Below are 24,498 nucleotides of genomic sequence, written 5' to 3'. Positions count from 1 at the left end.
AATAAATTGTTTTATAGTTAGTTAAGCCAGGCTCCTCATCCCAGTGGGGAGTTTTTAACCTTTATTCTATGAAAAATGCCACTTTTAAAAAAGCCATCCGAAAAATTCATCTTTGGCTCGGGTTATCCTCGGGAATCATTGTATTCATTTTGGCCATCACCGGCTGTTTGTATGCTTTCCAGGAAGAAATACAGAATCTTACGCAGGAATACCGCTTTGTCGAAAAACAATCCACATCCTTTTTGCCCCCATCAAAATTGCAACAGATTGCTGTAAAAGAACTTCCTTCCAAACATCTGCATGCCATAAAATACAATGAAGCGCATAAAGCTGCGGAAGTTATTTTCTATAATTACGAACCGTTTTATCACTACACAGTCTACCTCAACCCTTACAATGGAAAGGTTTTAAAAACGGTTGATATGGAAACAGGATTCTTCCGTTTTATATTAGATGGTCATTTTTATCTTTGGCTTCCTCATGAAATTGGGCAAACCGTCGTGGCCACAGCTACCCTGATTTTTCTTTTCATACTGATTAGCGGTCTGATTCTCTGGTATCCGAAAAACAAAAAAGCGGCCAAACAACGTTTTTGGTTCCAATGGAAAGAAGGCCTGAAATGGAAGCGAAAAAATTATGATCTGCACAATATCACCGGATTTTATGTGATGAGTATTGCACTGATTTTCGCCTTAACCGGTTTGGTTTGGGGATTCCCGTGGTTTGCTTATGGTTACTATACGATAATTGGAGGGGAAAAATCATTACTTTATGAAGATCCGGTTTCTATTCAGCCAAATTTGGACTACGCAAAAATTGCCAATCCATTGGATAAAGCCTGGCTGACGATGCAATCGGAATATCCGACGGCCAAATCCATTGAAGTACATCCGCCGGAAACGGCCACATCTTCTATAGCAGTCAATGCCAATCCGGAAGTGGGAACGTATTGGAAAATCGATTACCGTTATTTTGATCAGTATACTTTAAAAGAAAAACAGGTCAGTCATGTTTGGGGACGTTTTCCGAAAACAACCTCATCAGATAAACTTATGCGAATGAATTACGACATACACACCGGAGCTATACTTGGCCTTCCGGGAAAAATTTTTGCATTCCTGATTAGTTTGCTTATTTCCAGTTTACCCGTTACCGGATTTTTGATCTGGTGGGGACGAAAAAAGAAAAAAGCCTCTTCATAGAGGCTTTTTTCTTTTTCAGACTTATCTTCTTGCTTTAAAGTAATCTTCAAAAAAAGAACAATCGCTTGTAAGTCTTTTAAAATCAGTACCGTAATTCATTTTTAAATCAGAATAGTAATTGTTCTTACTATAAATAAAAGATTCATAGTCTTTAATTTTACTGTCATAACTATCCGGATAAACATATTCTAAGCGGTTTCGTTCGCAACGTCCGATCATTCGCAAACATAAGGCTTTAAATTTCTCCGTTTTTGCATTTGCTTTAGCCAATAAATAATATTTTTTAGCGAGATCACATTGATAATACTCGGCTTCATCTTCCAGTATCGAATGATTCCCGGAGCTTGTCCACGTATATCTCCGCATCATCCAGGAGTTTCCATATTGCGTCATATTGTAATAACAGTTAGCAACCAAAAAATAGTAGTAATCCTTGTTTTTTTCATTGACATTATTAGCTCTATTCAAATAGGTTATCAACTGTCTGGTTATCGTCGTTTTTGTTAAATGAATGGTATCTTTAACCGGTATGAAATCAGGTGTATATTTCAACTGGTAAAATGGGTTTTTATCAAACACATTGCTGCCATCCCAGCTATATTCATTTCGCTCCCAGGCAGAATACTGTTCATTCCAAAAAGAACCATTTACTTTTTTAAAACTGGCCAATGCTTTGGAAAGTTTGTTCTGGCGTATATATTTGGTTCCAACCAAATCATACAAAGCAGGGAGCTTTTTCTTAAGCAGATCGTATTTCCATTTTGAGAACTCATCATTTCTTGCCGCATTGGCTTTTATATCATTAATGAGCTGTTCCACTTGTTCCGGAGTGTACATTACATTGATATAATCAAAATAATCCGAATAAAAATCCGAATAAGTATCACCTTTATTTTTCATGGTTTTCCAATACGCAACATCATAGTAATTACCATCGTTGTAGTTATCGTACATTTTGGAATACAGAAGTGCCGCATCATTGGTATTGCCTTTATATTCCAATTCTCTTCCGATTGCAAAAACAAACTTGTTAAAACCTCTGTTTTTCAAAATAATGGTTTGGACTTCCGGCAAAATTACCGCTTTACCATCTTCCTGATTGGCTACAGTCGCCAAAGCATAAATAATTTCCAACTGATTGTAAACCGAATCGGATTTAGTCGTTTTATTTTCCAATTCCTTTACTACGGACAAACATGAGGCATAATCCTTCGTGATAAATAACAAATGGGCTTTACAGATTTTCCAAAACTGAGGATCCGCCACTTTATTCAAATCGACCCCATTGATGAATTGCAGTATCTCTGCCGCATATCTTCGGTCTGTTTCCACTCGTTTAAGGATATTCTTCATTGACGTTTCATCATCATCATCCCAAAAATCATTTGTTTCAATAGATGGGCTGAACAAAGAATAATACGGTGTAAAAACCCAGTCTTCAATTTTGTTGATTTCGCGCAGCAGCAAAAAATTCAAACCGTCAAAATCAGGATTATATTTGTATACATTTCGGAGACATTCAATCGATTTATCATGCTTTTTTACACCCGCTAACAGATAGACATTCGCTTTTTCCTCAGCCGTTTTTGCGTATTGTAAAACAGAACTTAACGGCACCTTTGAATCAAAATTCTGCGCGATCATGAACCTTTTATCACGGGCATTGACAAAAACCTGTGCGGCATAGAAATTAGCCAAAGCAGGATCTTCTTCCGCCAAAGAACGAAAATACAAACTCCAGTAATCCAGGATATTTTGTTGTTTACCAATCTTAAAAACAGTATCGTAAATAGTTCTTATCGATTTCAGATCCTGATTATAATACGCCAATCGGATTCCTAAAAAAGCATAACGGAACTTTATCTCTTCCTTTTTTGCCTGCTGCGAAAACTGAATCGCCTGATGCAAAAGTTTTGCACGTTTAGGTACAATCATCACAGTATTACGCTCCCAGGGATCTTCCATCCATGTATTAAAAAATTCGCAGTTCTTGGCAAATTTCAAATAATTCAGTGCTTCAAAATCTTTGGAATGATAGAGATACTGAAGCATTTTATTCTTGTTATGCGGATTGATATCGTCTGCTTTCAATTGCCCCAAAACGATTCGAATATCAGAAAGCGGGACCTGATTGCGGCAATAATTCAACCATAAATTTTCATTTGGCCGTAACTCAAATTCCTTATAAACCGCTTTGGGCTCAAATGAATTTGCAGAATAGTCAAACTCCGCATACGTGTAATATTGAAACCAATTAGGATTAAAGAACGAAAAACGCAATTCTTCTCCATACGGATAAAATCCGCAGGCACACAAGGGCTTACTTGCTAAAATCAGAATAAAAACCAGAAAGTTCTTCATTGCTATAATTGCTTAGTTGTTGTTCGTCTAAATGAAATAATGTAACGGTAATTTCTTTGTCTAAACTGACATTCTTCTTAATAAGTGTGATGGCCTGTTTAATCTTATCGGCGGTCATTTCCTCAAACTTTATTTTATCACCTATACGCAGATAAGTATCCTCAACGACGGTATCTTTTGTAATTTCAAACCAGAGCGGTTTTACAGGTTTAAGAACCTTACGCATTGCTTTGTTATTTGTGTAAATCACTTTGGAAAACTGATTGTTCTGATAAACCTGCATCCAGGAGTAAACGGGTAATGCTATGTCTAACGGAAGCGGATATTTTTTATCGGTATTCAGATAACTTTTTAATTCGGTCAGATCGAGGATGGAGTTTTTATCATGATTCTCCAGTGGATTAATCAGATTATAACACATCAGCGTGGTTCTATCCACGGGCGGAATTCCCATCTTATCAGGGTACTTATACGGATACAGGCGCAACGTGCAGCTGATTTTTTTCTTTGAAATGGTCTTTAACTTTTTCAGAAAATAAAAATAATTGTCTTTCGATTTCAGTGTCCAGTCGCAATCCATCTGGAATTCCGTCACCGGTGACAACCTGTCAAATCTTTCTTTGCAATATTTATCAATGAGAAAATTCACATTGTCAGCCAGTGTATCCAGACTGCCTTTCGTAGACTTGATAAATATTGAATTCCGAAGATACACGGTCGGGACTATCGCCAGGCTGTCTCTTGTGTAAAGGTGAAGTTGTGTTTTAGCAACCGGGTAATTCCCCATGGCATCGCTGTGCTCCACTTCAAAAAATTTCACATATAGTTTATGTATGTTACGTTTATCTATTATGGAATCTTCTTTAGCAGACAAACTCCAGTTGTCACTTTTCCAGTAATAAATGGCTTTTTCGATCTTTTCAACTTTGTTGGAACAGGATAAAAAGACCAAAGAAATCAGTGCTAAAAGAAACAAATTTTTCATCGTGACAGCAGTTTTCGTTATAACGTAAAATCGTATAAAATTATATAAATCCGAACGATATTTTTCACAAAAAAACCTGCTTATTTCTAAACAGGTTTTTAAATTTTATAATGCTATTTTTCTTACTTCTTCATCGGAATATTCTCCAGAATCTCTAAAACAAATTTCCAGTATTTCTGAGCTGACGAAATCGATGCTCTTTCATCAGGACTATGTGCCCCTTTGATGGTCGGTCCGAAGGAAATCATATCCATATCCGGATAATTCGTCCCTAAGATACCGCATTCCAATCCGGCGTGACAAGCAGCTACATTTGGTTTGGAACTGTTTTGTTTTTCATAGATCGATACCAGAACATCTAAAATCGGAGACGTTACATTAGGTGTCCAACCCGGGTAAGAACCGGCAATCGTCACTTCACAGCCAAACAATTCGTAAGCCGAACGCAATGCATTTGCTAAATCGAATTTAGAAGATTCAACAGAAGAACGCGTTAAATTCTGAATCGAAATCTCTCCGTCTTTCACAATCACACGAGCGATGTTGTTTGAAGTCTCAACAAGGCCTATCATATCGGCACTCATTCGGTAAACCCCATTATGAGCTGTATATATCGAACGAATCAATCCTTCCTGAACTCCTAAATCCATTACTTTTGAAGGCAAATCCGATTTTACGATTTCAATGGTTAGGTTTTTCTCCGTCGTTTTGTATTCGAATTTGATATCTTCGATTACTTCCTGCATATCGAACACGAAAGCCTCATCATACATTCCGGCAATGATTACTTTTGCAACGCTTTCACGCGGAATCGCATTACGCAAACTTCCTCCGTTGATTTCCGCAATCTGTAAACCGAAGTTTTCAAATCCGTCAAACAACAAACGGTTCATTATTTTATTGGCATTTCCTAAACCTTTGTCGATATCCATACCGGAGTGACCTCCGTTCAGACCTTTTACGGTGATAGTATAACCTACCGACCCTTCCGGAACTTCCTCTTCATTATATTGACGGGTTGCTGTAACATCCACCCCACCGGCACAACCGATTCCGATTTCATCGTCTTCTTCCGTATCCAGGTTCAAAAGAATTTCACCATCAAGCAGACCTCCTTTTAAGCCCATAGCTCCGGTCATTCCCGTTTCTTCATCAATAGTGAATAATGCTTCGATAGCCGGGTGCTTGATATCCGTACTCTCCAAAATCGCCATTATTGTTGCAACTCCAAGACCATTGTCAGCTCCTAAAGTGGTTCCTTTGGCGCGAACCCAGTCACCATCTACATACATTTCAATACCTTGGGTATCAAAATCGAAAATGGTATCGTTATTTTTTTGGTGAACCATATCCAAATGCGACTGCATTACTATGGTTTTACGGTTTTCCATTCCAGCGGTTGCCGGTTTTTTAATGATTACGTTTCCTACCTCATCCTTAATGGTTTCAAGACCTAGTTTCTTTCCGAAGTCCATCATAAATGCAATTACGCGCTCTTCTTTTTTAGACGGACGCGGTACAGCATTCAGGTCGGCAAATTTATTCCAAAGCTGTTTAGGCTCAAGGTTTCTTACTTCCTGGCTCATATTTTTTATTTTGTGTTGATTTTATTCAAAGTCCCAAAGGTACAAAGTTTTACCTCTTTGAATACGAGAAAACATCCAAATTTTAATGGGAATTATTGTTGTTGTTAAGAAGCTTCGAATGGGCCACGTGATCCTCAAAAAGTTGCGGAATTTTTTTCTCTGAGACTTCGCCATACCAGACATTGTCGGGTTGAAATCCGACTACGGGAGCACACTTGCAGTTGTCTGTACAGTGTGTTTTAATGATCTCCACTTCGCCTTTCATTTCGGTTTGCTTGATCAGTCCGCGAAACACTTTTCGGTTGTGTTTGTTGTCTTTACCGCATTTACTGCCGTCGCAAAACAAAATGACTTTTTTCCGCATCTCTAACTTCCTCATGGCGCCTTCTTTTAGAGTTTTTTCTATATAACAAATTTACGACAAGAGTTTGGATTGGGGAATAGAAAAAAGAAGAAAGAGCAAAGAAGAAAGAATATACAACATAGCGTATAGAGTTATAGACTAAAGAATAACGATAATCCATTTTCTTCTAAATTTTTACTTCCTGACTCTTGTCTCTTGCTTCTTTTTTCTAACATCTATTCTTTATCTTTATCAAAATTTTCCAATGAACCGAAAACTGATTTTACCGCTTTTTCTGATTTTCCAATTTATCGCATTAAAGGTACTTTCCTTTTTTCCGGAAACCGTCGAGCGTTATTACAGCAACGGGTTCTATCCGCCTTTATCAAAAATTTCAAGAATTACATTGGGGAAAATTCCTTTTTCCGTGGGCGATGTTATTTACTGTATCGCTGTTTTCTTTTTGCTGCGATGGTTGTGGAAACAGCGAAAAACATGGAAAACCCAATGGAAGTCAAACTTGTTGACTTTGCTGGGATTTGTTTCGGTGTTTTATTTTTTCTTCAATTTGCTTTGGGCCGTAAATTATTTGCGAGTTCCGATGTATCAAAAACTGAATATGGAACGCGAATATACACAGGAAGAACTATTGGCTTTTACAAAACTGATGATCGTTAAAACAAATGCCATCCATTCACAGCTAGTTAAAAATGATACTGTAAAGGTTGTAATACCATTTAACCGGGAACAAATTTTTGAAAAAACCCAAAATGGTTACGACAATCTTGCGAAAACCTTTCCTTACTTGAAATATGAAGATCATTCGGTTAAACCTTCTTTGTTGAGCACGCCACTGACCTATATGGGATTTGGCGGTTATCTGAATCCGTTCACCAATGAAGCTCAGGTAAATAACCTCATCCCCTTACATAATTTCACAACGACAACCGGACATGAAATGGCACATCAAATTGGCATTGGTCCGGAAAGCGAGGCAAATTTCGTTGGTTATATGGCTACGATTTACAACGACGATATCTATTTCAGATATTCCGGTTATGCTTATGCGCTGCGTTATTGTCTTGGTAATCTGGAAAACTTTGAAGAAGGTTCCTCTGAAGAATTGCTTCCGTTAATCCATCCGGGCATTTTGAAAAACTTTCAGGAAACAGAAGAATTCTGGGACAGCCACCAAACCTTTATCGACGTTATCTTTCACACCTTTTACGATAATTTCCTGAAAATAAACCAGCAAAAAGACGGTTTGGAAGGGTACAGTAAATTTGTCGGCTTAATGGTGAACTATTATAAGAACCACAAACTATAGGCTATTCTACTAAAATTGGCTTATAAATTCTGCTGCTTTTTCCAAAACAATTTCCGGCGCTTCTTTATGCGGCGTATGCTGGACGTTGGGAATGACAAATTTTAAAGAAGGACCACTCACCTGAATAACGATTCTTTCCACCTGATCCAAAGTACCGAACTCATCATCTTCACCCTGTATGATTAGCGACGGACATTTGACCGACGGCAGAAAACTTTCCATGTTCCAGGATCTGAAAGCGTCTGAGGTCCATGTTCCACCCCAGGCCCAAAACATGGCTTCGGTTTTAGCGCCATGGTATTTCTCTAATTTGGTTTTTAGATCGGTGGTCTTATATTGTTCGATTGCTTCTTTGATTCCGTTTAAGGTCACCTCTTCCACAAAGACGTGAGCGCCTTCGGTAATAACTCCTGCAATTTTCTCCGGATATTTTGCCGCGGTCAGCAAAGCTATAGACCCACCATCACTATGCCCGAACAGAATGACTTGGTCAATCTTCCAGAAATCCAGCAGCTCGCTTAGCATTTCGGCTTCAAGTTCCAAATAATTATTATCACGTTTGTCGTATGAAAACGGGCCTGACTTTCCATAACCCTGACGATCATAAATCAGGACATTGCATTTTGCCAATTCCCCTAATTTTTCCGGAAAATCACGCCACAATTTGATACAGCCTAATGAGTCATGTAAAAACACTATTGTTGGTCTGCCGGGATAATTATCAGTTCTCTTTATTGCTATTTCTGCCAGGGAATGGTTGTTTGTATGCATGTTTTGTTTGTGATCTATGGTAGATAATCAATTTTGGATCTGTTTTTTCTAGATTTCGTCGCTGGTAAAACTCTGAATATTTTTCTTTTTATATGGGCGGATGATCAGTCGGCCTTCACGATCGAATCGGATGTAATTGTAGATCCAGTTTGTAAGAACGACAGCTTTGTTTTTAAAGCCGATGAGTGAAAACAGATGGACAAACATCCAGACGAACCAGGCAAAAACGCCATGAAAATGCCATTTCGGTAAATCCACCACCGCTTTATTTCTGCCGATAGTTGCCATGGAGCCTTTGTCGTTATAAACAAAAGGCTTCATTGGTTTATTCTGTAATTTCCTGATCAGGTTTTCAGCCAGAAGATTCCCTTGCTGAATAGCCGGTTGTGCCATCATGGGATGTCCGAAAGGATTCTTTTCTGAAGCCATGACAGCCACATCCCCTATAGCAAAAATAGTATCGTATCCCAAAGCCTGATTGAATTCGTTTACTTTCACACGATCGGCGCGTTCGGTTAAGGCTTCGTGTTTCAGACCGTTTACAGCAGCTCCCTTTACTCCGGCAGCCCAGATTACAGTGGCGCTTTCGAACGTTAAGTCGGAATTAGTGGTTACCGTTCTTCCATCGTAATTCGTTACCCGAACATTTTTCCAAATGCTCACCCCTAAACCCTGCAGAAAATCTTCGGCCTTTTGAGATGATTTTACTGACATTGCGTCCAGCAAACGATCACTTCCCTGAATTACATGGATTCCCATGTTCCGGATGTCTAAATCCGGGTAATCTTTAGGAAGAATCGCTTTTTTCATTTCGGCCAAAGCACCGGCAAGTTCCACTCCGGTTGGTCCGCCACCTACGATAACAAAATTCATAAGGGCATTTCTTTCGTTGATGTCATTGGTAAGAAGTGCCTGCTCGAAATTTTCCAGGATCAGACTTCGGATATTGAGCGACTGCGGAATGGTTTTCATGGCCATACTGTAACTCTCAATCTCCTTATTCCCGAAATAATTGGTTTTGGAACCGCTGGCAATCACGAGATAATCATAATACAAGTCACCAATGTCGGCAATGATTTTTTTATTTTCGGCATCGATCTCCTTTACATTGGCCAAGCGGAAATAGAAATTTCCGTAGTTCTGCACCACCTTTCGGATCGGATAGGCTATTGATCCGGCTTCCAATCCGCCGGTAGCTACCTGATACAATAAAGGCTGAAATGTGTGGTAATTGTGCTTGTCTACCAGAACTACCTGTGCGTTTATGTTTTTAAGTTTTTTTGCCAGCGAAATTCCGGCAAAACCACCACCGATAATTACGATGCGGGGAAAACTTGAACGGGGAATATTCATTTTGTTAAGTTGCAAAGTTGCTTAGTAACAAAGTTATGAAAAAAGGGAGAGATTAGTGGTGAAAAAAGGGAAAAGAGAGAAAGCAGAAGGCAGAAGGCAGAATGGAAAAGGAGAAGAGAGAAGGGAAATAGAAAAAGTAAGAGACCCAAAAAGCAAGAAACAAGAGAAGAAGAAATCCGTAATAATCCGCGATGCCTGCATCTGTGTGATCCGAGTTGCAAAAAATCCAACAAAAATACCCGAGAGAGATGCTCCTTAAAAAATAAAAAAAATGCTAATTTGTAACAAATGGTTATAATGTAACACTAATCGGTTATGAATTCGAGTTTAGAGCAATCCTTTGTTTCGCAATTAAAAGAACATCAGAATATTATACACAAGATTTGTAGGCTGTATACTTCTGATGAAGATTCTCACAAGGATTTGTTTCAGGAAATTACCATTCAGCTTTGGAAAGCGTTCCCGCAGTTTCGGGGTGATTCTAAATTTACTACCTGGGCTTATCGTGTGGCTTTGAATACTGCCATCACCTTGTACAGAAAGAAAACGAAATCGATCAATACCATCGAATTTGACAGTACGATCCACCGCTTTGCTCATGACGACTATAACTACGAAGAGGAAGAGCAGATCAAGTTGTTGTATAAGGCTGTACATCAGTTAAACGACATTGAAAAAGCTTTGGTGTTCATGTACCTCGAAGACAAAGATTACACAGAAATTGCCGAAACACTTGGGATTAGTGAAGTCAATGCAAGGGTAAAAATGAACAGGATTAAAGGAAAATTAAAACGAATAGTAAATCCCTAAGGAAAGGAAAAAATGGACGAGTTAGATTTATTAAAAAAGGACTGGAAGAAAAACGAACCGCAGTTTCCGAAAATTTCGGAGCAGGAAATTTATGGTATGTTGCATAAAAAATCCTCCTCGATCGTAAAATGGATTTTTATAATCAGTATTATTGAATTTATCGTTTTGAATTCAATAAGCTTTTTACTTCCAAATAATTTTGATTCAAAATTAGGTTGGGTAGAAACCTTTGTTCGTTATTCGGATTATGTGAGTTATGTTGTTGCGGCGTTCTTCATCTACCTATTTTACAAGAATTTCCAATCAATATCCTCTACATCCACCACAAAAAAACTGATGGAAAGTATTTTGAAAACGAGAAAAACTGTGACATACTATATTTTCTTCAATATTGGGTATGTATTTTTGGCCGGACTGCTGATTATTGGTTCTCAGGTAAAAATGTTACTTATTGACACGCATCAGGAGATGAAAGTTGTAGTCGGCGCCAGTGTATTGTTACTGGTACTTTTATTAGTAATTATATTAATCGTATGGCTATTCTACCGATTGATTTATGGTTTCCTGCTACGAAGACTTCATAAGAATTATGAGGAATTAAAGAAAATAGATTTATAAAAAAAGCGTCAACAATGTTGACGCTTTTTTTATGCTGTATTCATTTTTAGTCTTCTTCCTCCTCAAGATAATCTTCAACCCCGAACAGAAATGGTTCGAGCATTATTTTATCAGCCATTACCTCTACTCTTTCGGTAAGGTTTTCGGAAAAGAAAAGTCGTTGTGTTTTTTCTACGCTGTTTGACAAACGTAATACGATGGCATCCATTCTTAGTTTAAAAAGTTCGTCCGCATCATCCACCACAAACATCTTTATGGTATTCATGTTAAACCCAGCCGAAGAAAACATGGCATTGATTCTGTTTGATGTTCCGATCAAAACATCAACCCCTAACGAAATCTGGTTTTTATCGTAATCGATGTCGCCTTTGTCGTGGGAACCGAAAACACGCAAATCGGTATAACGTGCAAAATTTTTGAACATTTCCACCATTTCCAGAACGGCTTCTTTGTCTTTTACAATGATCAATGCACGGGTTGATTCCCCCATGGCTTTCTCCATTTTTTGAATAACCGTATACACGATTGTTGTCGATTTTCCACCGCCTTGAGGCATAATTACAACTGCATCCGCACCGCTTTTCAGTGTTCCGAAACAATCTTTCTGAACTTCATTTGGGGTTTCAATTCCGTTTTCAGCTAGCGCCCGGGCCAGGTTTTCGTTTATTTTTTTTAGTTTCATTTATAACTAAGTTAAAAGGGATAAGGGAAAAGAAAAAGAAACTCATAGCGGCAACTTTTGTCTTGTCTCTCATAACTAATTTATTTACTTGCAAACAATTTCACGTCGTTTTCCGAAATTTCGGTTCCGCCTAAAATAATAAGGCGCTCCACCACATTTCTGAGTTCACGGATGTTTCCTGTCCAATCGTATTCCTGTAATAATTTAACCGCATCCGCGGAGAATTTCTTCACAGTTGTTCCCTGTTCGGATGCGATCTTTTCCGCAAAATGATTGATCAGTAACGGAATATCATCACGTCTGTCATTCAACGCAGGAACTTTGATCAAAATCACCGCCAGACGATGATATAAATCCTCACGGAATCGCCCTTCTGCGATTTCTTTCTTCAGATCCTTATTTGTTGCTGCTACAACACGAACGTTGACTCTAATATCCTTATCTGCACCTACTCGCTGAATTAGGTTCTCCTGTAAAGCGCGTAACACTTTTGCCTGTGCCGATAAGCTCATATCACCCACCTCATCAAGGAAAATAGTTCCTTTATCCGCGGCTTCGAATTTTCCGGCTCTGTCTTTTACTGCTGAAGTAAAGGCTCCTTTTACGTGCCCGAACAGTTCACTTTCGATAAGTTCACTTGGAATGGCTGCACAGTTTACTTCGATCAAAGGTGCACCGGAGCGCTCACTTTTCTCATGTAGCTGGTGCGCCACCAATTCCTTCCCCGTTCCGTTTGGTCCCGTGATTAAAACGCGGGCTTCGGTTGGCGCTACCTTGTCAATCATTTCTTTAATCTGATTGATGGCATCGCTCTCGCCTATCATTTCATAATTTTTGGAAACCTTCTTTTTCAGGATTTTGTTTTCGGCCACCAGCTGCTTTCTGTCTAAAGCGATTCGGACCGTATTCAACAATCTATTCAGATCTGGTGGTTTTGAAATATAATCGAAAGCGCCAAGACGCATTGTATTGACAGCAGTTTCCAGATCACCGTGGCCCGAAATCATCACCATCGGAATTTCCGGTTTTATTTTTTTTACGGCTTCCAACACTTCTTCACCGTCCATTTTCGGCATTTTGATGTCACACAAAACCAGATCGTAATCTTCATTCTTGATTTTCTCTAAGCCCTGAAGTCCGTCTTCAGCTTCGTCCACCTTATAGGTATCGCTTTCTTCCGAGAGGATTTTTACTAAAACTCTGCGGATGGAAGCTTCATCTTCTATGATTAATATTTTACTCATTTTTAGAGGTTCTAAGGTACTGAGATGCAAAGGTACAAAGGTTTTAAACTTTGCAACTTTCTCGCTTTGCAACTTGTTACTTATTAATATTTAAGCCACTTATATAATTCTTTCCAAGTCGGTTTTTTACCATACATTAAAATACCAACACGGTAAATTTTAGAGGCAAACCACACTACGCCAAAAAACGTTCCAAAAAGTAATGCGACGGATAATGTTAACTGCCACCATGGCACTCCAAACGGAATTCTCATTAACATTACGATTGGCGAAGTAAAAGGGATCATTGAAAATACAGTGGCCACTGTTCCATGCGGATCATTCATAACTGTAAAGAATCCTACATAAACCCCTAACATTAAAGGCATGATGATTGGCAATAAAAATTGCTGTGAATCGGTTTCTGAATCCACTGCCGCACCAATGGCCGCATATAATGAGCTATACAGAAAATAGCCTCCGATAAAATAAACAATGAAGAACGTAACTAATGTTCCTATAGGCAAGTTCCATATTTCATGAAGATACATTTGAATTGTTCCTCCCAGCTCGTGTTTTGCAGCATCTACAACTGCCGGATCAACTGATGACATAGCGCCAGCCTGCACTCCGAAGAAAGAAGACACACCCACTAACAGTATGACGCCAACAATAGCCCAAATCGCAAACTGCAGAATTCCTGCCAACGAGTTACCGATGATTTTACCCATCATCAACTTATAAGGTTTAACGGAAGAAATGATAATTTCGATGATACGGTTTGTCTTTTCTTCAATAACGCTGCGCATTACAAAATTTCCGTAAATGATAATGAACATCATAATCAGGTATCCGAAGGCAGAACCAATACCGATCTTGATTTCGTTCAAACCTTTCAAACTGTCTTCTCCTGAAAATTTAGCCAAATGTATGTCGGATTCTACCTGAGCACTGTCAATTTTTGCAGAATCAAAACCTAGTTCTTTTAAGTTGTTTTGAGTCAGCTGATGATTGATTACATCTTCCATCTCCAGGGTGAATTCCATGCTCGGACTGTCATCTGAAATGTACTCTACTTTTTTTGCCAACTCCTTAGGATTAGATACTTTAGGAATATAAATAAGCCCTTCATAACTTTTGCTGGCCGTATCCTTTGCCGTTTGAAAAGGCATGGCTGACAAATCAGTATAAGTTGTTTCTTTAGTGTTTTTAAAATCTTTTTTGAACAATCCCGCTTCATCGTGAATGGCGATTTTTTTCACTTCGCCTTCATTCATATTAGCCAGATACGCAATTAAAAGTGACATTCCGACAATTAAAAGCGGACTCAAAAAAGTCATTACGATGAACGACTTATTACGCACTTTGGCAATAAATTCCCTTTTGATTATTAATGCTAATACTCCCATTTGAGTTATACGTTACTGATTATGAGTTATAAACTGAATTCACAATTATCTTTGGCTAACGGTTTGAATAAAGATATCGTTAACCGTTGGGATTTTCTCCACAAAATGAGTCACCTGTCCGTTTTGCGTCAGGATGTGCAATAGTTCATTAGGAGTCGCTCTTTCTAACTGTATGTTCAATTTGATTTCGTCATTTAACGATTTGAAATTGGTCTGCTCCAACTTGAATTTCTGCGTAAGATCATACATCAGACGTTCGACGTTATCTGATAAAATGCCAACTTCAAACGAGTTGGTTCTGTGTGATCTTTTGACATCGACCAATTTCCCTTCAATCAGTTTGTTTGATTTATGAATCAGGGCGATATAATCACACATTTCTTCCACACTTTCCATTCTGTGGGTTGAGAAAATCACGGAAGTTCCTTTTTTATTCAGTTCGATGATTTCGTCTTTTATCAGATTTGCATTTACCGGGTCGAAACCTGAAAAAGGTTCATCCAAAATCAAAAGTTTCGGTTCATGCAGAACGGTAACGATGAATTGCACCTTTTGCGCCATTCCTTTAGATAATTCCTGAATTTTTTTATCCCACCAGTTTCCGATTTCAAATTTATCGAACCAGTACTTTAATTGCTTTTTGGCTTCGGCATGCGGTAATCCTTTCAGTTGTGCCAGATACAGACACTGTTCCCCCACTTTCATGGTTTTGTACAGTCCTCGCTCTTCCGGCATATAACCAATGTGCTTTACGTGATGTGGTGCCAGTTTTTCACCGTCCAGAAACACTTCGCCTCCATCGGGCATCGTTATTTGATTGATGATACGGATCAGGGATGTTTTTCCGGCGCCATTCGGACCAAGAAGCCCGTAAATACTGCCTTGGGGAACTTGTAATGAAACACTGTTTAAAGCAGTATAATCACCATATTGCTTAACAACATTTTTAACTTCAAGAATTGAACTCATTGTAAAATTTTGATTTATTTCATCACTTCGGCCATTTTTAGCCTAGCGTGTGTAAAAGTACGCATTAGTTGTTGATTGTGTTAGATTGTTACACAAAAAACCCACCCTCACTTACGTCAGGATGGGAAAAAAATTGCTATGCTAAAACATAACAACAAAAAAATTATGAAAACATATCTTTCACTTTTTCAAAGAAAGACTTGTCTGTTTTTTCAGGTTTTGGAACGAAATTTTCGTCGGTTAACGCTTTCTCGAAGAACTGTTTTTGTTCCTTATTTAAATTTTTCGGTGTCCATACATTTACGTGAACCAGTAAATCTCCGCTTCCGTAACTGTTGATGCTTGGAATTCCTTTTCCTTTCAGACGAAGGATTTTTCCCGATTGGATACCTTCTTCCAATTTAATTCGGACTTTCCCACCTACTGCTTCAATATCTTTTGACGTTCCTAAAGCTGCTTCGGCAAAACTGATATACAAATCGTAATGCAGGTTCTCACCTTCACGCTTTAAAAACTCGTGTTCAACTTCCTCGATCACAACAATCAAATCACCAGGTATGCTGTTTGCGCCCGGAGCATCATTTCCTTTTCCGGAAACTTTCAACTGCATTCCGTCTACAACGCCTGCAGGAATTTTGATTGAAACGGTTTCATCTTCCATTACCATTCCGTGAGCATCAGCCTGAGATGGTTTTGTATCGATCATTTGTCCGGTTCCACCGCAAGTATGACATGGAGAAGAAGTTTGCATTCTTCCCAATATCGTATTGGTTACTTTCATTACCTGACCGGAACCATGACAGGTCGGACACGTTCTGTAAGTAACACCCTGAGCCTGAACTTTGCGTTTTACTTTGACTTTTTTCTCGACACCGTTGGCGATTTCTTCTAAAGTTAGTTTCACTTTGATACGAAGGTTTCCCCCTTTCATTCTGCGCTGACCGCCGCTGTTTCCGCCAAATCCGCCGAAACCGCCACCAAACGCACCTCCGAAAATATCTCCGAACTGGCTAAAGATATCGTCCATGTTCATATGGTGATGACCGCCGCCAAATCCGCCGGCTCCTTCGAATGCCGCATGACCATACTGATCATAACGTGCTTTTTTGTCAGCATCGCCTAAAATTTCATACGCCTCGGCAGCTTCTTTGAACTTATCTTCCGCCACTTTGTCGCCCGGATTTTTATCAGGATGGAATTCAAGTGCTTTTTTACGGTAAGCCTTTTTGATCTGTTCCGGAGTCGCTCCTCGTTGAACTCCTAATACTTCGTATAAATCTTGTTTCTTCATCAGCTTGAATTATCTCGGTTTTTTTGGCTTACTGCCCAATCACTACTTTTGGAAAACGAATGATCTTATCTCCTAGTTTATATCCTTTTTCCACTACATCCACCACTTTTCCTTTCAAGTCATCACCGGCCGGAATCTGCGTAATTGCTTCTGCAAAATCGGCGTTAAAACCATCACCTGCTTTTACTTCTACCTCTTCCAATCCTTTGGAAACCAATGTTGATTTTAATTTTTCATAAATCAATTCAACTCCTTTCAAAAGATTCTCGTCTTCGGTTTTTGAGATCTGAACCATTGCTCTGTCAAAATCATCCAAAACCGGTAACATTGACTGTAAAACTTCCTGTCCGGCAGTTTTAAACAACTCTACGCGTTCTTTTGAAGTACGTTTCTTGTAGTTTTCAAATTCGGCGAATAAACGTAAAAACTTATCTTTTTCTTTTGCTAAATCTTCCTCAAACTGCTCTTCCGGAGTCAATTCAGGATTTGCAATCTCCTGGTTTTCTGAAACATTTTCATTGTTCAACTGTTCATTTTCCATGTTTTCAGTACTTTCCTGGCCCATATTCTTAAATATTTTTTTTAACATTATTTTCGTGTATCGCTAATTGGACTGCAAATGTATTGCCAAAGCAGTTAAAAATGTCAATTTGTCATTCGTTTTTTTCATTTAAAAATTGCAAACACCGATTATCTTATCTAACTTTAATATAATTTTAAGAAGTTTTTGATTACGTATAAATAGATTTGTATAACCCATAAAAATTCATAGTTATGAGAAAAATTGTTTTAAGCCTTTTGATAGCAGCCTCCCTGATTTCTGTTTCCTGTAAAAAGTCGGAAGCCGAAACAAACCAGGAAACTGTTGAAACGGGAGCGCCCGCCCAAGGCACCATATACAAGGCCAATACCAGTGCGTCTGTCGTAAATTGGTCGGGATCTAAACCCGGAGGGAAACATATGGGAACAGTGAACCTTCAGGACGGTGAATTTATTGTAAAAGACAATAAAGTAGTTGGCGGAAAATTTACGATCAACATGAACACGATTACCGTAACCGACTTAAAAGCGGATGACGGTAAAGAAGATCTGGAAGCGCATTTAAAAGGAACCGGAGATAAGAACGAAGAAGATCATTTTTTTAATGTAAATAAATATCCTACAGGCTTTTTTCAAATCCGAAGAATTGAAGAGGAAAAGGGCAAAACTGTGGTTTATGGAACATTGTCTATAAAAAACGTAACTAAAGCTGTGAATTTTCCAGCGAATATAGCAGTAACAGACAAGGAAATAGATTTTAAAAGCGATACCCTTCAATTAAACCGAACCTATTGGAACATCACCTATGGATCAAAAACCGTCGCCGGCACGCTGAAAGACAATCTTATTCACGACGAAATTATTTTACAGATAAATGTAAAAGCAACAAAATAATTATTAATTCATCTTACGTTATAATCGCGAAAAGCATCCTAAATGGGTGCTTTTTTTATGCTAATAAATTATCCAGCGCTTTTTCGAGTATCTTATATTTGAATACGAATCCTCCGTCCAAAGCTTTCTGACAACTTACATTTTGACTTTCATAAAGCACTATATGCATTTCTCCAAAAACTAACTTCATTAAAAACTGCGGTACGTTCGGCATAAAGATGTCTTTATCCAAAGTATCAGCAATTGTTTTAATCAGTTCCGAATTGGTTACCGGATGGGGCGCCACCGCATTGTAAACGCCGCTCCAGTTATTTTGGATCGCATGCAGGAACATGCCGACCAGATCATGTATATGAATCCAGGACTGCATTTGTTTCCCCGTTCCGAAAGCCGCACCCATGCCCGATTTAACAGGTTTAACCATTTGAGGTAAAGCACCACCTTCATTTGCCAGAACCAAACCGATTCGCAGCTTGCAAACCGTAATATTTAAACGGTGAAACTTTTCCATTACTTCTTCCCATTTTTCTACGACACCTCCTAAAAAGGTCGGACTGATATTTGGATTATCCTCAGTATACAAGGTCGTCAGACTACTTGGATATATACCGATTGCCGAAGCCGTCACAATCTGTTTTACCTGGTTGGGATTATTCTTCAATACATTATATAGGAGATTGGTAGTCAGAATCCGACTTTCGATTATCTCCTGTTTATAAGAATCGGTCCAGCGTTTAGCGATGGTGGCTCCTGCAAGATGAATAATTGCATCGACCCCTAAAAGACAATTCTCATCGATTATTCCTTTTTGAGGATCCCAAAAAAAACCATGGTAATTTGGTTCGCTTTCTATCTTCCTGGCTGACGTGGTTAAATAATGTATGACAATTCCGTTTTGCAAGAGCAACGAAACCAACTCCTTCCCGATCAAACCAGTTGCTCCTGTAACTAAAACTTTCATTCTCAGCTTTTTATTACAAATTTAAACGGCTTGCAGCAAAAATAAATGTTAATTAAGGTAGGTTTAACTTTTATTCAGAATTTACTTGAGTTTGATGCTCCATTCAAAATCCATTTCCGAGACCTGATCCCCTTTTTCGTCTCTGCCGATTGATTTCATCCAGAAAGTCTGCCCCTCTCCGGAGGCGATAGTCCTTTGGATGGCCTCAGCAATCAAATGACCTTCATCGCAGGTAAAGGTGATGCGCCCTTTGGCTTTTTTGGTGAAGTTGCCTTTATTATTGGCCACCAACATGGAAATATTCTTTTCGCTCCTTTTTATCTGATACATCACTAAAGCGCCCGTTGTTAGTTCGGCGGCCATAGCCTGTACTGCAAAATACATCGAATTAAATGGGTTCTGATTGAACCAGCGATGTTTCACAGAAGATACACATTTATCAGGGGAAATATGTTTTACACGCACACCGCACCAAAATGCAGACGGTAGATTAAAAAACAAAAAAGCATTCAATTTAAAGGGCGAAATCTCCATAACACTTGATTTTACGCTAATATACGAAAAAATACAGGTTACTATTATAAAATCATAATTGTTAAAATTATGTTAATTATTAGTACTTTGTATTGCAAGGTATCTTCTTTTAGCCTTATCTTTGTATAAGAAATTAATAGCTAATCTATAGTATTATTTGAAAAGCCGGTTAATTTAAGTTTCAATCATCAATCAAATCAATCAAATAAAAAAATCAATCATCATGAAAAAGTCAATCATTTTTTTAGGAATCGCTTTAGTAACTTTTACCAATGTTATTTCAGCATTAGCACAACAATCTTCTTTTAACGACGATTGTCTGGCACAAACAACATTAGCCTCTGCCGCAAACGGCAATTCTTTAACAGCAGGCAGAAAGAGCAACACACCAGGAAATCCCGAAACAATCTCTGTACCGACTTACCAAAAAACAATGGAAGAAATTATCGCTGATAACAATCAGATCATCGAAAGCGATATGACAGCCGGACAAGATACTGACCAGAGTTTAGCGGAAGACAATCAAATTCAATTGGCCATAGAAACAGTTCCTGCCAGCATGGAAAAAACTGATAAAGAAAGAATACAAGAAGACATCCAGATAATTGAAGCTTCCGATTTAAATGCCATTTTACCTGTCGCTTCAAAAAAATACAAAAGATCATAAAGACCAATTTCAGCACTAAAAGAATCAAAATTTAATTGTTAAAAATTTGTTAAATATATGTACTATGTATTGCAAGGTATCTTCTTTTAGACTTATCTTTGTATAAGAAATTAATAGCCTATCAATAGTATTGTTCAAAAAGCCAATCAAAGAGTTTCAATCATCAATCATCACCCGAGGCGCAGCCGAATTGCATGGAGCGTAGCGGAAAAAAATCAATCAAAATCAATCACCGTTCGATATTATCGGACAAAAACAAAAAAAATTATGACAACCGTAACTGAAAAAAACACAGCAACCCTGGTAAACTTAAGTACGCTAACACAGTATTTTATTCCGCTGGGCAACTATTTTTTCCCAATCCTGATTTGGGCATTTCGTAAAGAGAAATCGGAATTTGTGGATTACAACGGGAAACAAACGCTGAACTTTCAATTAAGCATGTTATTGTACTCCTTATTATTAGCAGTAATCGCCATACCTTGTTTTCTGCTAGCCCTGTTCAATAACATCACACTTGACCAATTGGACAGAGGAAATTTTGAAGTCGAGCAATTATTCTCAGGAAACAACACCGGATTACTTGCCATTGCAATCACATCATTAGTTGTTTTCTGTACCTTAAAAGTAGTAGAGTTCTTCTTAGTTATATACGCCGCAGTAAAAAACAGCAACGGAGAAAATTATCGCTATCCGATGAGCATCTCGTTCTTAAAATAAATCATCGATCATCATCAATCATCACCCGAGGCGCAGCCGAACTGTTTGGAGCGTAGCGGAAAAAATCAGAAAATGAACAGTTTAATCACAAAAAAAGAAATTCTATGAACATTGAAAACACCAAAGCTCAGATGCGCAAAGGGGTTTTAGAGTTCTGCATCTTATCCGTATTAAAAGAGAAAGACGCCTATACTTCCGAAATCTTAGACACACTGAAAAACGCAAAGCTGTTAGTAGTTGAAGGAACCGTATATCCACTGCTGACACGATTAAAAAACGATGGTTTGTTAAACTATCGCTGGGAAGAATCCACTTCCGGACCACCCAGAAAATATTACGGGTTAACCGATGAAGGAAAAGAATTTTTAAAAGAATTAAATGGAACCTGGAATGAATTAGCAGGTGCCGTTAACACAATAACCAGCCAAAACTAAGAGTCATGAACAAAACAGTAAGTATAAATTTAGGAGGTTTTTCTTTTCATATTGATGAAGACGCCTATCAAAAATTAAGTCGCTATTTTGATGCTATAAAACGTTCCCTTTCTCCAGATGGAAGAGACGAGATCATGAACGACATCGAAAGCAGGGTTTCAGAACTGTTATCCGAAAAGCTTTCAAGCGAAAAACAGGTTATCTCCCTGACAGAAATTGACCAGATTATAGCCGTAATGGGACAACCGGAAGATTACCGTATCGAAGACGAAACAACGCAAACGACATACTCTTACGCTTCGCCAACACGTTCTAAAAAATTATACCGTGACAAAGAAAAAGGAATGTTGGGTGGTGTTTTGGCAGGTTTCGGACACTATTTCGGAGTTGATCCGCTTTGGTTACGTATCATAATGGTAATTCTTCTTTTCTCTTGGGGAATCGGAATCATCCCTTATATTATCTTCTGGATTTTAGTACCGGAAGCTAAAACAACAGCTGAAAAACTGGAAATGACCGGACAACCGATTACTATTTCTAACATAGAGAAAAAAGTAAAGGAAGGGTTTGGCGAAATCTCTGAAACTATTAATAATTTAGATCACAAAAAAATTGCAGACGGAGCAAGAGACGGAGCCACAAGAGTAGCCACATCAATCGAAGATGTTTTCATGACAATCTTTAAAGTGATTGCCAAACTGATCGGAGCTTTCGTATTATTTTCAGCAGGTGCTGCCTTAATCGGAATTGTGATTGCTTCTGTTGTAATGATTTTCTCTTCTTCATTACCGGATAATGCAGTCGTTGATTTCATGGAAACGCCACTGGGAATTGAAACACCATTCTGGGTTCAGGGAATATTATTACTGCTTGTAGTTGGTATTCCGCTTTTCTTCCTACTTCTTTTAGGATTAAAATTGCTGATCAACAACTTAAAATCAATCGGAAGCGGGGCTAAATACAGTTTACTGGCAATATGGCTAATCGCTACAGGATTCGCAATAACATTGGGTATCAAAGAAGCCGGAAAAGTGGCTTTGAGCGGAAAAGTTGTTGAGAAAGCCGAGATTCAAATTGCTAACACAGATACACTGAAAGTCCGATTCGTTAACAACGATTTCTTATCTAAAGACGTTAATGACAGAGACGATTGGACAATCAAGCAGGATTCTGCCGGAAATGAAATGATATATTCCAACGAAATTAGTCTGCACCTGAAAAAAACTGATAAAGCTTATCCTTATATTCAGGTTGAAAAAATCGCCAGTGGAAGTTCGTTTGATGAAGCTAATAAAAGAGCAGAAAAAATCAAATATAATTTCAAAATCGTTGGAAATCAGTTAATTTTAGACAACTATTTACTGACTGAAGTAAAAAACAAACTGAGAAAACAAAAAGTTGAAGTATATTTATACTTGCCGAACGGTATCGTTTATGCTCCTGATGAAAACGTTAGTCACTATTTAGATGGAAGTAATGCTGATTTCGATTACTACTACGGACCGGAAGGCTACAATTACAAAGTTCAGGACGGTGAGTTAAAATGTCTGAACTGCCCTGAAGACAATGACGAAGATTCAGACGACGAAATTTTAAGAATCTCTGAAAAAGATCAGGATACCGTTAAAACAGTTACTGTTAAAGTTGGAGGAAGAGAAATCATCCATACAGAAACTACAAAATCCGGTAACCTGACAGTAGACGAAAACGGAGTGGTAGTAAAGAAAAAATAACTAAAAAATGAAATCATCATCAATCAAACATTTTTTAGCTATCACCTTAGGATTTGCAGGTTGTTTTTCGAATGCACAGCATATCAAAATTGAACATAAGCCGGAACGTCCGATAATTGAAAAGACAGGCGAGAAAAACGCTCTTAATTTCGATTTCATCATCAGCAACAGTTCAAAAGACACAATGCAATTAACCAAACTGGAAGTGCGTCTCTTAGACAAAAACAACCAGTTGATCCAACAAAAGTTCTTAGACAATAACGGTACGGCTCCAAGCATAAACACCATTCCCAACAGAATATGGAATGGTGTTTCTCAGAGCCTGATATTCAATCCTTTTCACGAAGTAAATCCGCTGACTCAAAAACTGGAATACACTTTCACGTTCAACAACGAAATTGAGGTTAAAGAAACAGTGGTACCAATGGATTACAATCAAGCTGTTGATTTCAGTCTGCCATTAAAATCAAAATTACTGGTGTATGACGGACACGATTTCAATTCGCATCACAGAAGATTTGATTACGAATTCGCACCGATAAAGGAATTAGGTTTCAAAGCCAATTTCATGCGCTTTGCTTACGACTTTGTGGTTTTGAATTCCGATGGAAAACAATTCAGTGGAAAAGGAGACAATAATTCGGACTGGTTCGGATTCGGAACCGATGTCCTTGCAGTAGCCGATGGGGAAATAGTCACTTTGGAAAACAATCAGAAAGACGATAAGACTTTCGATGTTCCAAGTTTAAAAACCAATCCGCTGGCGCTTTACGGGAACTATGTCGTAATCAAACATAGTGACCACAGCTACAGCATGTATGGGCATCTGAAAAATCTGAGCAGTGGCGGACTGAAAGTCGGAAGTAAAATTAAGAAAGGACAAAAGATCGGACAGATCGGAACTTCCGGAAGTTCATTTTTTCCGCATCTGCATTTTGAAATGAGAAACAACATCAATCATGATTCAGAAGGGCTCCCTTCCTATTTCAATGATTATTCTCTTTTTCTTGGTTCAGTCAAAAAAGAAATTAAAAAAGGAACGGTGAATACCGGAGATATAATTCAAAGCAAATAATTCATCACCC

At 38.3% G+C, this 24,498-nt stretch carries 25 protein-coding genes; 11 read left to right on the top strand and 14 right to left on the bottom strand.

What is annotated here, in order from left to right:
- Positions 1–68: 68 nt before the first annotated feature.
- A complete protein-coding gene (locus AC3E9U_RS12225) occupies positions 69–1,202 on the top strand; it encodes a PepSY-associated TM helix domain-containing protein (protein ID WP_488747198.1) in 1,134 nt (377 codons plus the stop codon).
- A 21-nt stretch (positions 1,203–1,223) separates the two neighbouring features.
- On the opposite strand, the gene AC3E9U_RS12220 is transcribed toward AC3E9U_RS12225, so the two are convergent.
- The 4 genes from AC3E9U_RS12220 to AC3E9U_RS12205 all read right to left on the bottom strand — a co-directional run bounded on the left by AC3E9U_RS12220 (position 1,224) and on the right by AC3E9U_RS12205 (position 6,513).
- Entirely contained in the window at positions 1,224–3,563 is a 2,340-nt protein-coding gene (locus AC3E9U_RS12220; RefSeq protein ID WP_488747197.1) for a hypothetical protein, read from the bottom strand.
- Complete coding sequence (locus tag AC3E9U_RS12215) at positions 3,523–4,548, bottom strand: hypothetical protein (RefSeq protein ID WP_488747196.1); 1,026 nt, start codon at positions 4,546–4,548, stop codon at positions 3,523–3,525. Before AC3E9U_RS12215 ends, AC3E9U_RS12220 begins: the two co-directional genes overlap by 41 nt.
- 122 nt (positions 4,549–4,670) lie before the next feature.
- Positions 4,671–6,134, bottom strand: coding sequence for an aminoacyl-histidine dipeptidase (locus AC3E9U_RS12210; protein WP_488747195.1), 1,464 nt, complete (start codon positions 6,132–6,134; stop codon positions 4,671–4,673).
- 82 nt (positions 6,135–6,216) lie between these two features.
- Positions 6,217–6,513: a (2Fe-2S) ferredoxin domain-containing protein gene (locus AC3E9U_RS12205; protein ID WP_488747194.1), complete on the bottom strand. Its 297-nt coding sequence runs from the start codon at positions 6,511–6,513 to the stop codon at positions 6,217–6,219.
- Positions 6,514–6,742: 229 nt separating this feature from the next.
- On the opposite strand from AC3E9U_RS12205, the gene AC3E9U_RS12200 reads away from it, so the two are divergent.
- Positions 6,743–7,804, top strand: coding sequence for a DUF3810 domain-containing protein (locus AC3E9U_RS12200; RefSeq protein ID WP_488747193.1), 1,062 nt, complete (start codon positions 6,743–6,745; stop codon positions 7,802–7,804).
- Positions 7,805–7,813: 9 nt separating this feature from the next.
- Here the strand turns inward: AC3E9U_RS12200 and AC3E9U_RS12195 are convergent, their stop codons facing one another.
- Complete coding sequence (locus tag AC3E9U_RS12195) at positions 7,814–8,575, bottom strand: alpha/beta fold hydrolase (RefSeq protein WP_488747192.1); 762 nt, start codon at positions 8,573–8,575, stop codon at positions 7,814–7,816.
- Between the two features lie 48 nt (positions 8,576–8,623).
- Positions 8,624–9,928, bottom strand: coding sequence for an NAD(P)/FAD-dependent oxidoreductase (locus tag AC3E9U_RS12190; protein ID WP_488747191.1), 1,305 nt, complete (start codon positions 9,926–9,928; stop codon positions 8,624–8,626).
- Between the two features lie 58 nt (positions 9,929–9,986).
- Here AC3E9U_RS12190 and AC3E9U_RS12185 point away from each other — a divergent pair, with 58 nt between their 5' ends.
- Genes AC3E9U_RS12185 through AC3E9U_RS12175 form a run of 3 tightly spaced genes read left to right on the top strand, consistent with a single transcriptional unit; the run spans position 9,987 to position 11,356 of the window.
- Complete coding sequence (locus AC3E9U_RS12185; protein WP_488747190.1) at positions 9,987–10,187, top strand: hypothetical protein; 201 nt, start codon at positions 9,987–9,989, stop codon at positions 10,185–10,187.
- A 56-nt stretch (positions 10,188–10,243) separates the two neighbouring features.
- Positions 10,244–10,738, top strand: a complete 495-nt coding sequence (locus tag AC3E9U_RS12180; RefSeq protein ID WP_023573989.1) for an RNA polymerase sigma factor — start codon at positions 10,244–10,246, stop codon at positions 10,736–10,738.
- 12 nt (positions 10,739–10,750) lie between these two features.
- Entirely contained in the window at positions 10,751–11,356 is a 606-nt protein-coding gene (locus tag AC3E9U_RS12175) for a DUF8845 family protein (protein WP_488747189.1), read from the top strand.
- 46 nt (positions 11,357–11,402) lie between these two features.
- Here AC3E9U_RS12175 and AC3E9U_RS12170 read toward each other — a convergent pair whose 3' ends face one another.
- The 6 genes from AC3E9U_RS12170 to AC3E9U_RS12145 form a co-directional block, all read right to left on the bottom strand.
- Entirely contained in the window at positions 11,403–12,038 is a 636-nt protein-coding gene (locus AC3E9U_RS12170) for a DEAD/DEAH box helicase (RefSeq protein ID WP_488747188.1), read from the bottom strand.
- An 80-nt stretch (positions 12,039–12,118) separates the two neighbouring features.
- The gene (locus AC3E9U_RS12165; protein WP_488747187.1) at positions 12,119–13,282 is read right to left on the bottom strand and encodes a sigma-54-dependent transcriptional regulator; all 1,164 of its coding nucleotides are present in this window, start codon (positions 13,280–13,282) and stop codon (positions 12,119–12,121) included.
- 83 nt (positions 13,283–13,365) lie between these two features.
- Positions 13,366–14,670 (bottom strand): ABC transporter permease, encoded by a 1,305-nt coding sequence (locus AC3E9U_RS12160; RefSeq protein WP_488747186.1) that lies wholly within the window; start codon positions 14,668–14,670, stop codon positions 13,366–13,368.
- A gap of 45 nt (positions 14,671–14,715) precedes the next feature.
- Entirely contained in the window at positions 14,716–15,639 is a 924-nt protein-coding gene (locus AC3E9U_RS12155) for an ABC transporter ATP-binding protein (protein ID WP_488747185.1), read from the bottom strand.
- Between the two features lie 163 nt (positions 15,640–15,802).
- Positions 15,803–16,930, bottom strand: a complete 1,128-nt coding sequence (dnaJ, locus tag AC3E9U_RS12150; RefSeq protein WP_488747184.1) for a molecular chaperone DnaJ — start codon at positions 16,928–16,930, stop codon at positions 15,803–15,805.
- A 28-nt stretch (positions 16,931–16,958) separates the two neighbouring features.
- Positions 16,959–17,519: a nucleotide exchange factor GrpE gene (locus AC3E9U_RS12145; RefSeq protein ID WP_488747183.1), complete on the bottom strand. Its 561-nt coding sequence runs from the start codon at positions 17,517–17,519 to the stop codon at positions 16,959–16,961.
- A 185-nt stretch (positions 17,520–17,704) separates the two neighbouring features.
- On the opposite strand from AC3E9U_RS12145, the gene AC3E9U_RS12140 reads away from it, so the two are divergent.
- Positions 17,705–18,364, top strand: a complete 660-nt coding sequence (locus AC3E9U_RS12140) for a YceI family protein (RefSeq protein ID WP_488747182.1) — start codon at positions 17,705–17,707, stop codon at positions 18,362–18,364.
- Positions 18,365–18,419: 55 nt separating this feature from the next.
- On the opposite strand, the gene AC3E9U_RS12135 is transcribed toward AC3E9U_RS12140, so the two are convergent.
- Together AC3E9U_RS12135 and AC3E9U_RS12130 are read right to left on the bottom strand one after the other, a co-directional pair.
- Entirely contained in the window at positions 18,420–19,325 is a 906-nt protein-coding gene (locus AC3E9U_RS12135) for a TIGR01777 family oxidoreductase (protein ID WP_488747181.1), read from the bottom strand.
- 81 nt (positions 19,326–19,406) lie between these two features.
- The gene (locus AC3E9U_RS12130; protein ID WP_488747180.1) at positions 19,407–19,859 is read right to left on the bottom strand and encodes a DUF4442 domain-containing protein; all 453 of its coding nucleotides are present in this window, start codon (positions 19,857–19,859) and stop codon (positions 19,407–19,409) included.
- Between the two features lie 223 nt (positions 19,860–20,082).
- Here AC3E9U_RS12130 and AC3E9U_RS12125 point away from each other — a divergent pair, with 223 nt between their 5' ends.
- The 5 genes from AC3E9U_RS12125 to AC3E9U_RS12105 all read left to right on the top strand — a co-directional run bounded on the left by AC3E9U_RS12125 (position 20,083) and on the right by AC3E9U_RS12105 (position 24,488).
- Positions 20,083–20,526 (top strand): hypothetical protein, encoded by a 444-nt coding sequence (locus tag AC3E9U_RS12125; RefSeq protein ID WP_488747179.1) that lies wholly within the window; start codon positions 20,083–20,085, stop codon positions 20,524–20,526.
- Between the two features lie 267 nt (positions 20,527–20,793).
- Positions 20,794–21,246 carry a DUF4870 domain-containing protein gene (locus tag AC3E9U_RS12120; protein ID WP_488747178.1) on the top strand — a complete coding sequence of 151 codons (453 nt, stop codon included), beginning with the start codon at positions 20,794–20,796 and terminating at the stop codon, positions 21,244–21,246.
- A 104-nt stretch (positions 21,247–21,350) separates the two neighbouring features.
- Positions 21,351–21,680 (top strand): PadR family transcriptional regulator, encoded by a 330-nt coding sequence (locus AC3E9U_RS12115; RefSeq protein ID WP_465094564.1) that lies wholly within the window; start codon positions 21,351–21,353, stop codon positions 21,678–21,680.
- Between the two features lie 5 nt (positions 21,681–21,685).
- Positions 21,686–23,413 (top strand): PspC domain-containing protein, encoded by a 1,728-nt coding sequence (locus AC3E9U_RS12110; protein WP_488747177.1) that lies wholly within the window; start codon positions 21,686–21,688, stop codon positions 23,411–23,413.
- Positions 23,414–23,420: 7 nt separating this feature from the next.
- Positions 23,421–24,488: a M23 family metallopeptidase gene (locus tag AC3E9U_RS12105; RefSeq protein ID WP_488747176.1), complete on the top strand. Its 1,068-nt coding sequence runs from the start codon at positions 23,421–23,423 to the stop codon at positions 24,486–24,488.
- Positions 24,489–24,498 lie beyond the last annotated feature (10 nt).

Source organism: Flavobacterium sp. 21.1, assembly GCF_057801535.1.
Note: the sequence above shows the minus strand (reverse complement) of the source record. Positions and strands in the feature narration are given on the sequence as shown.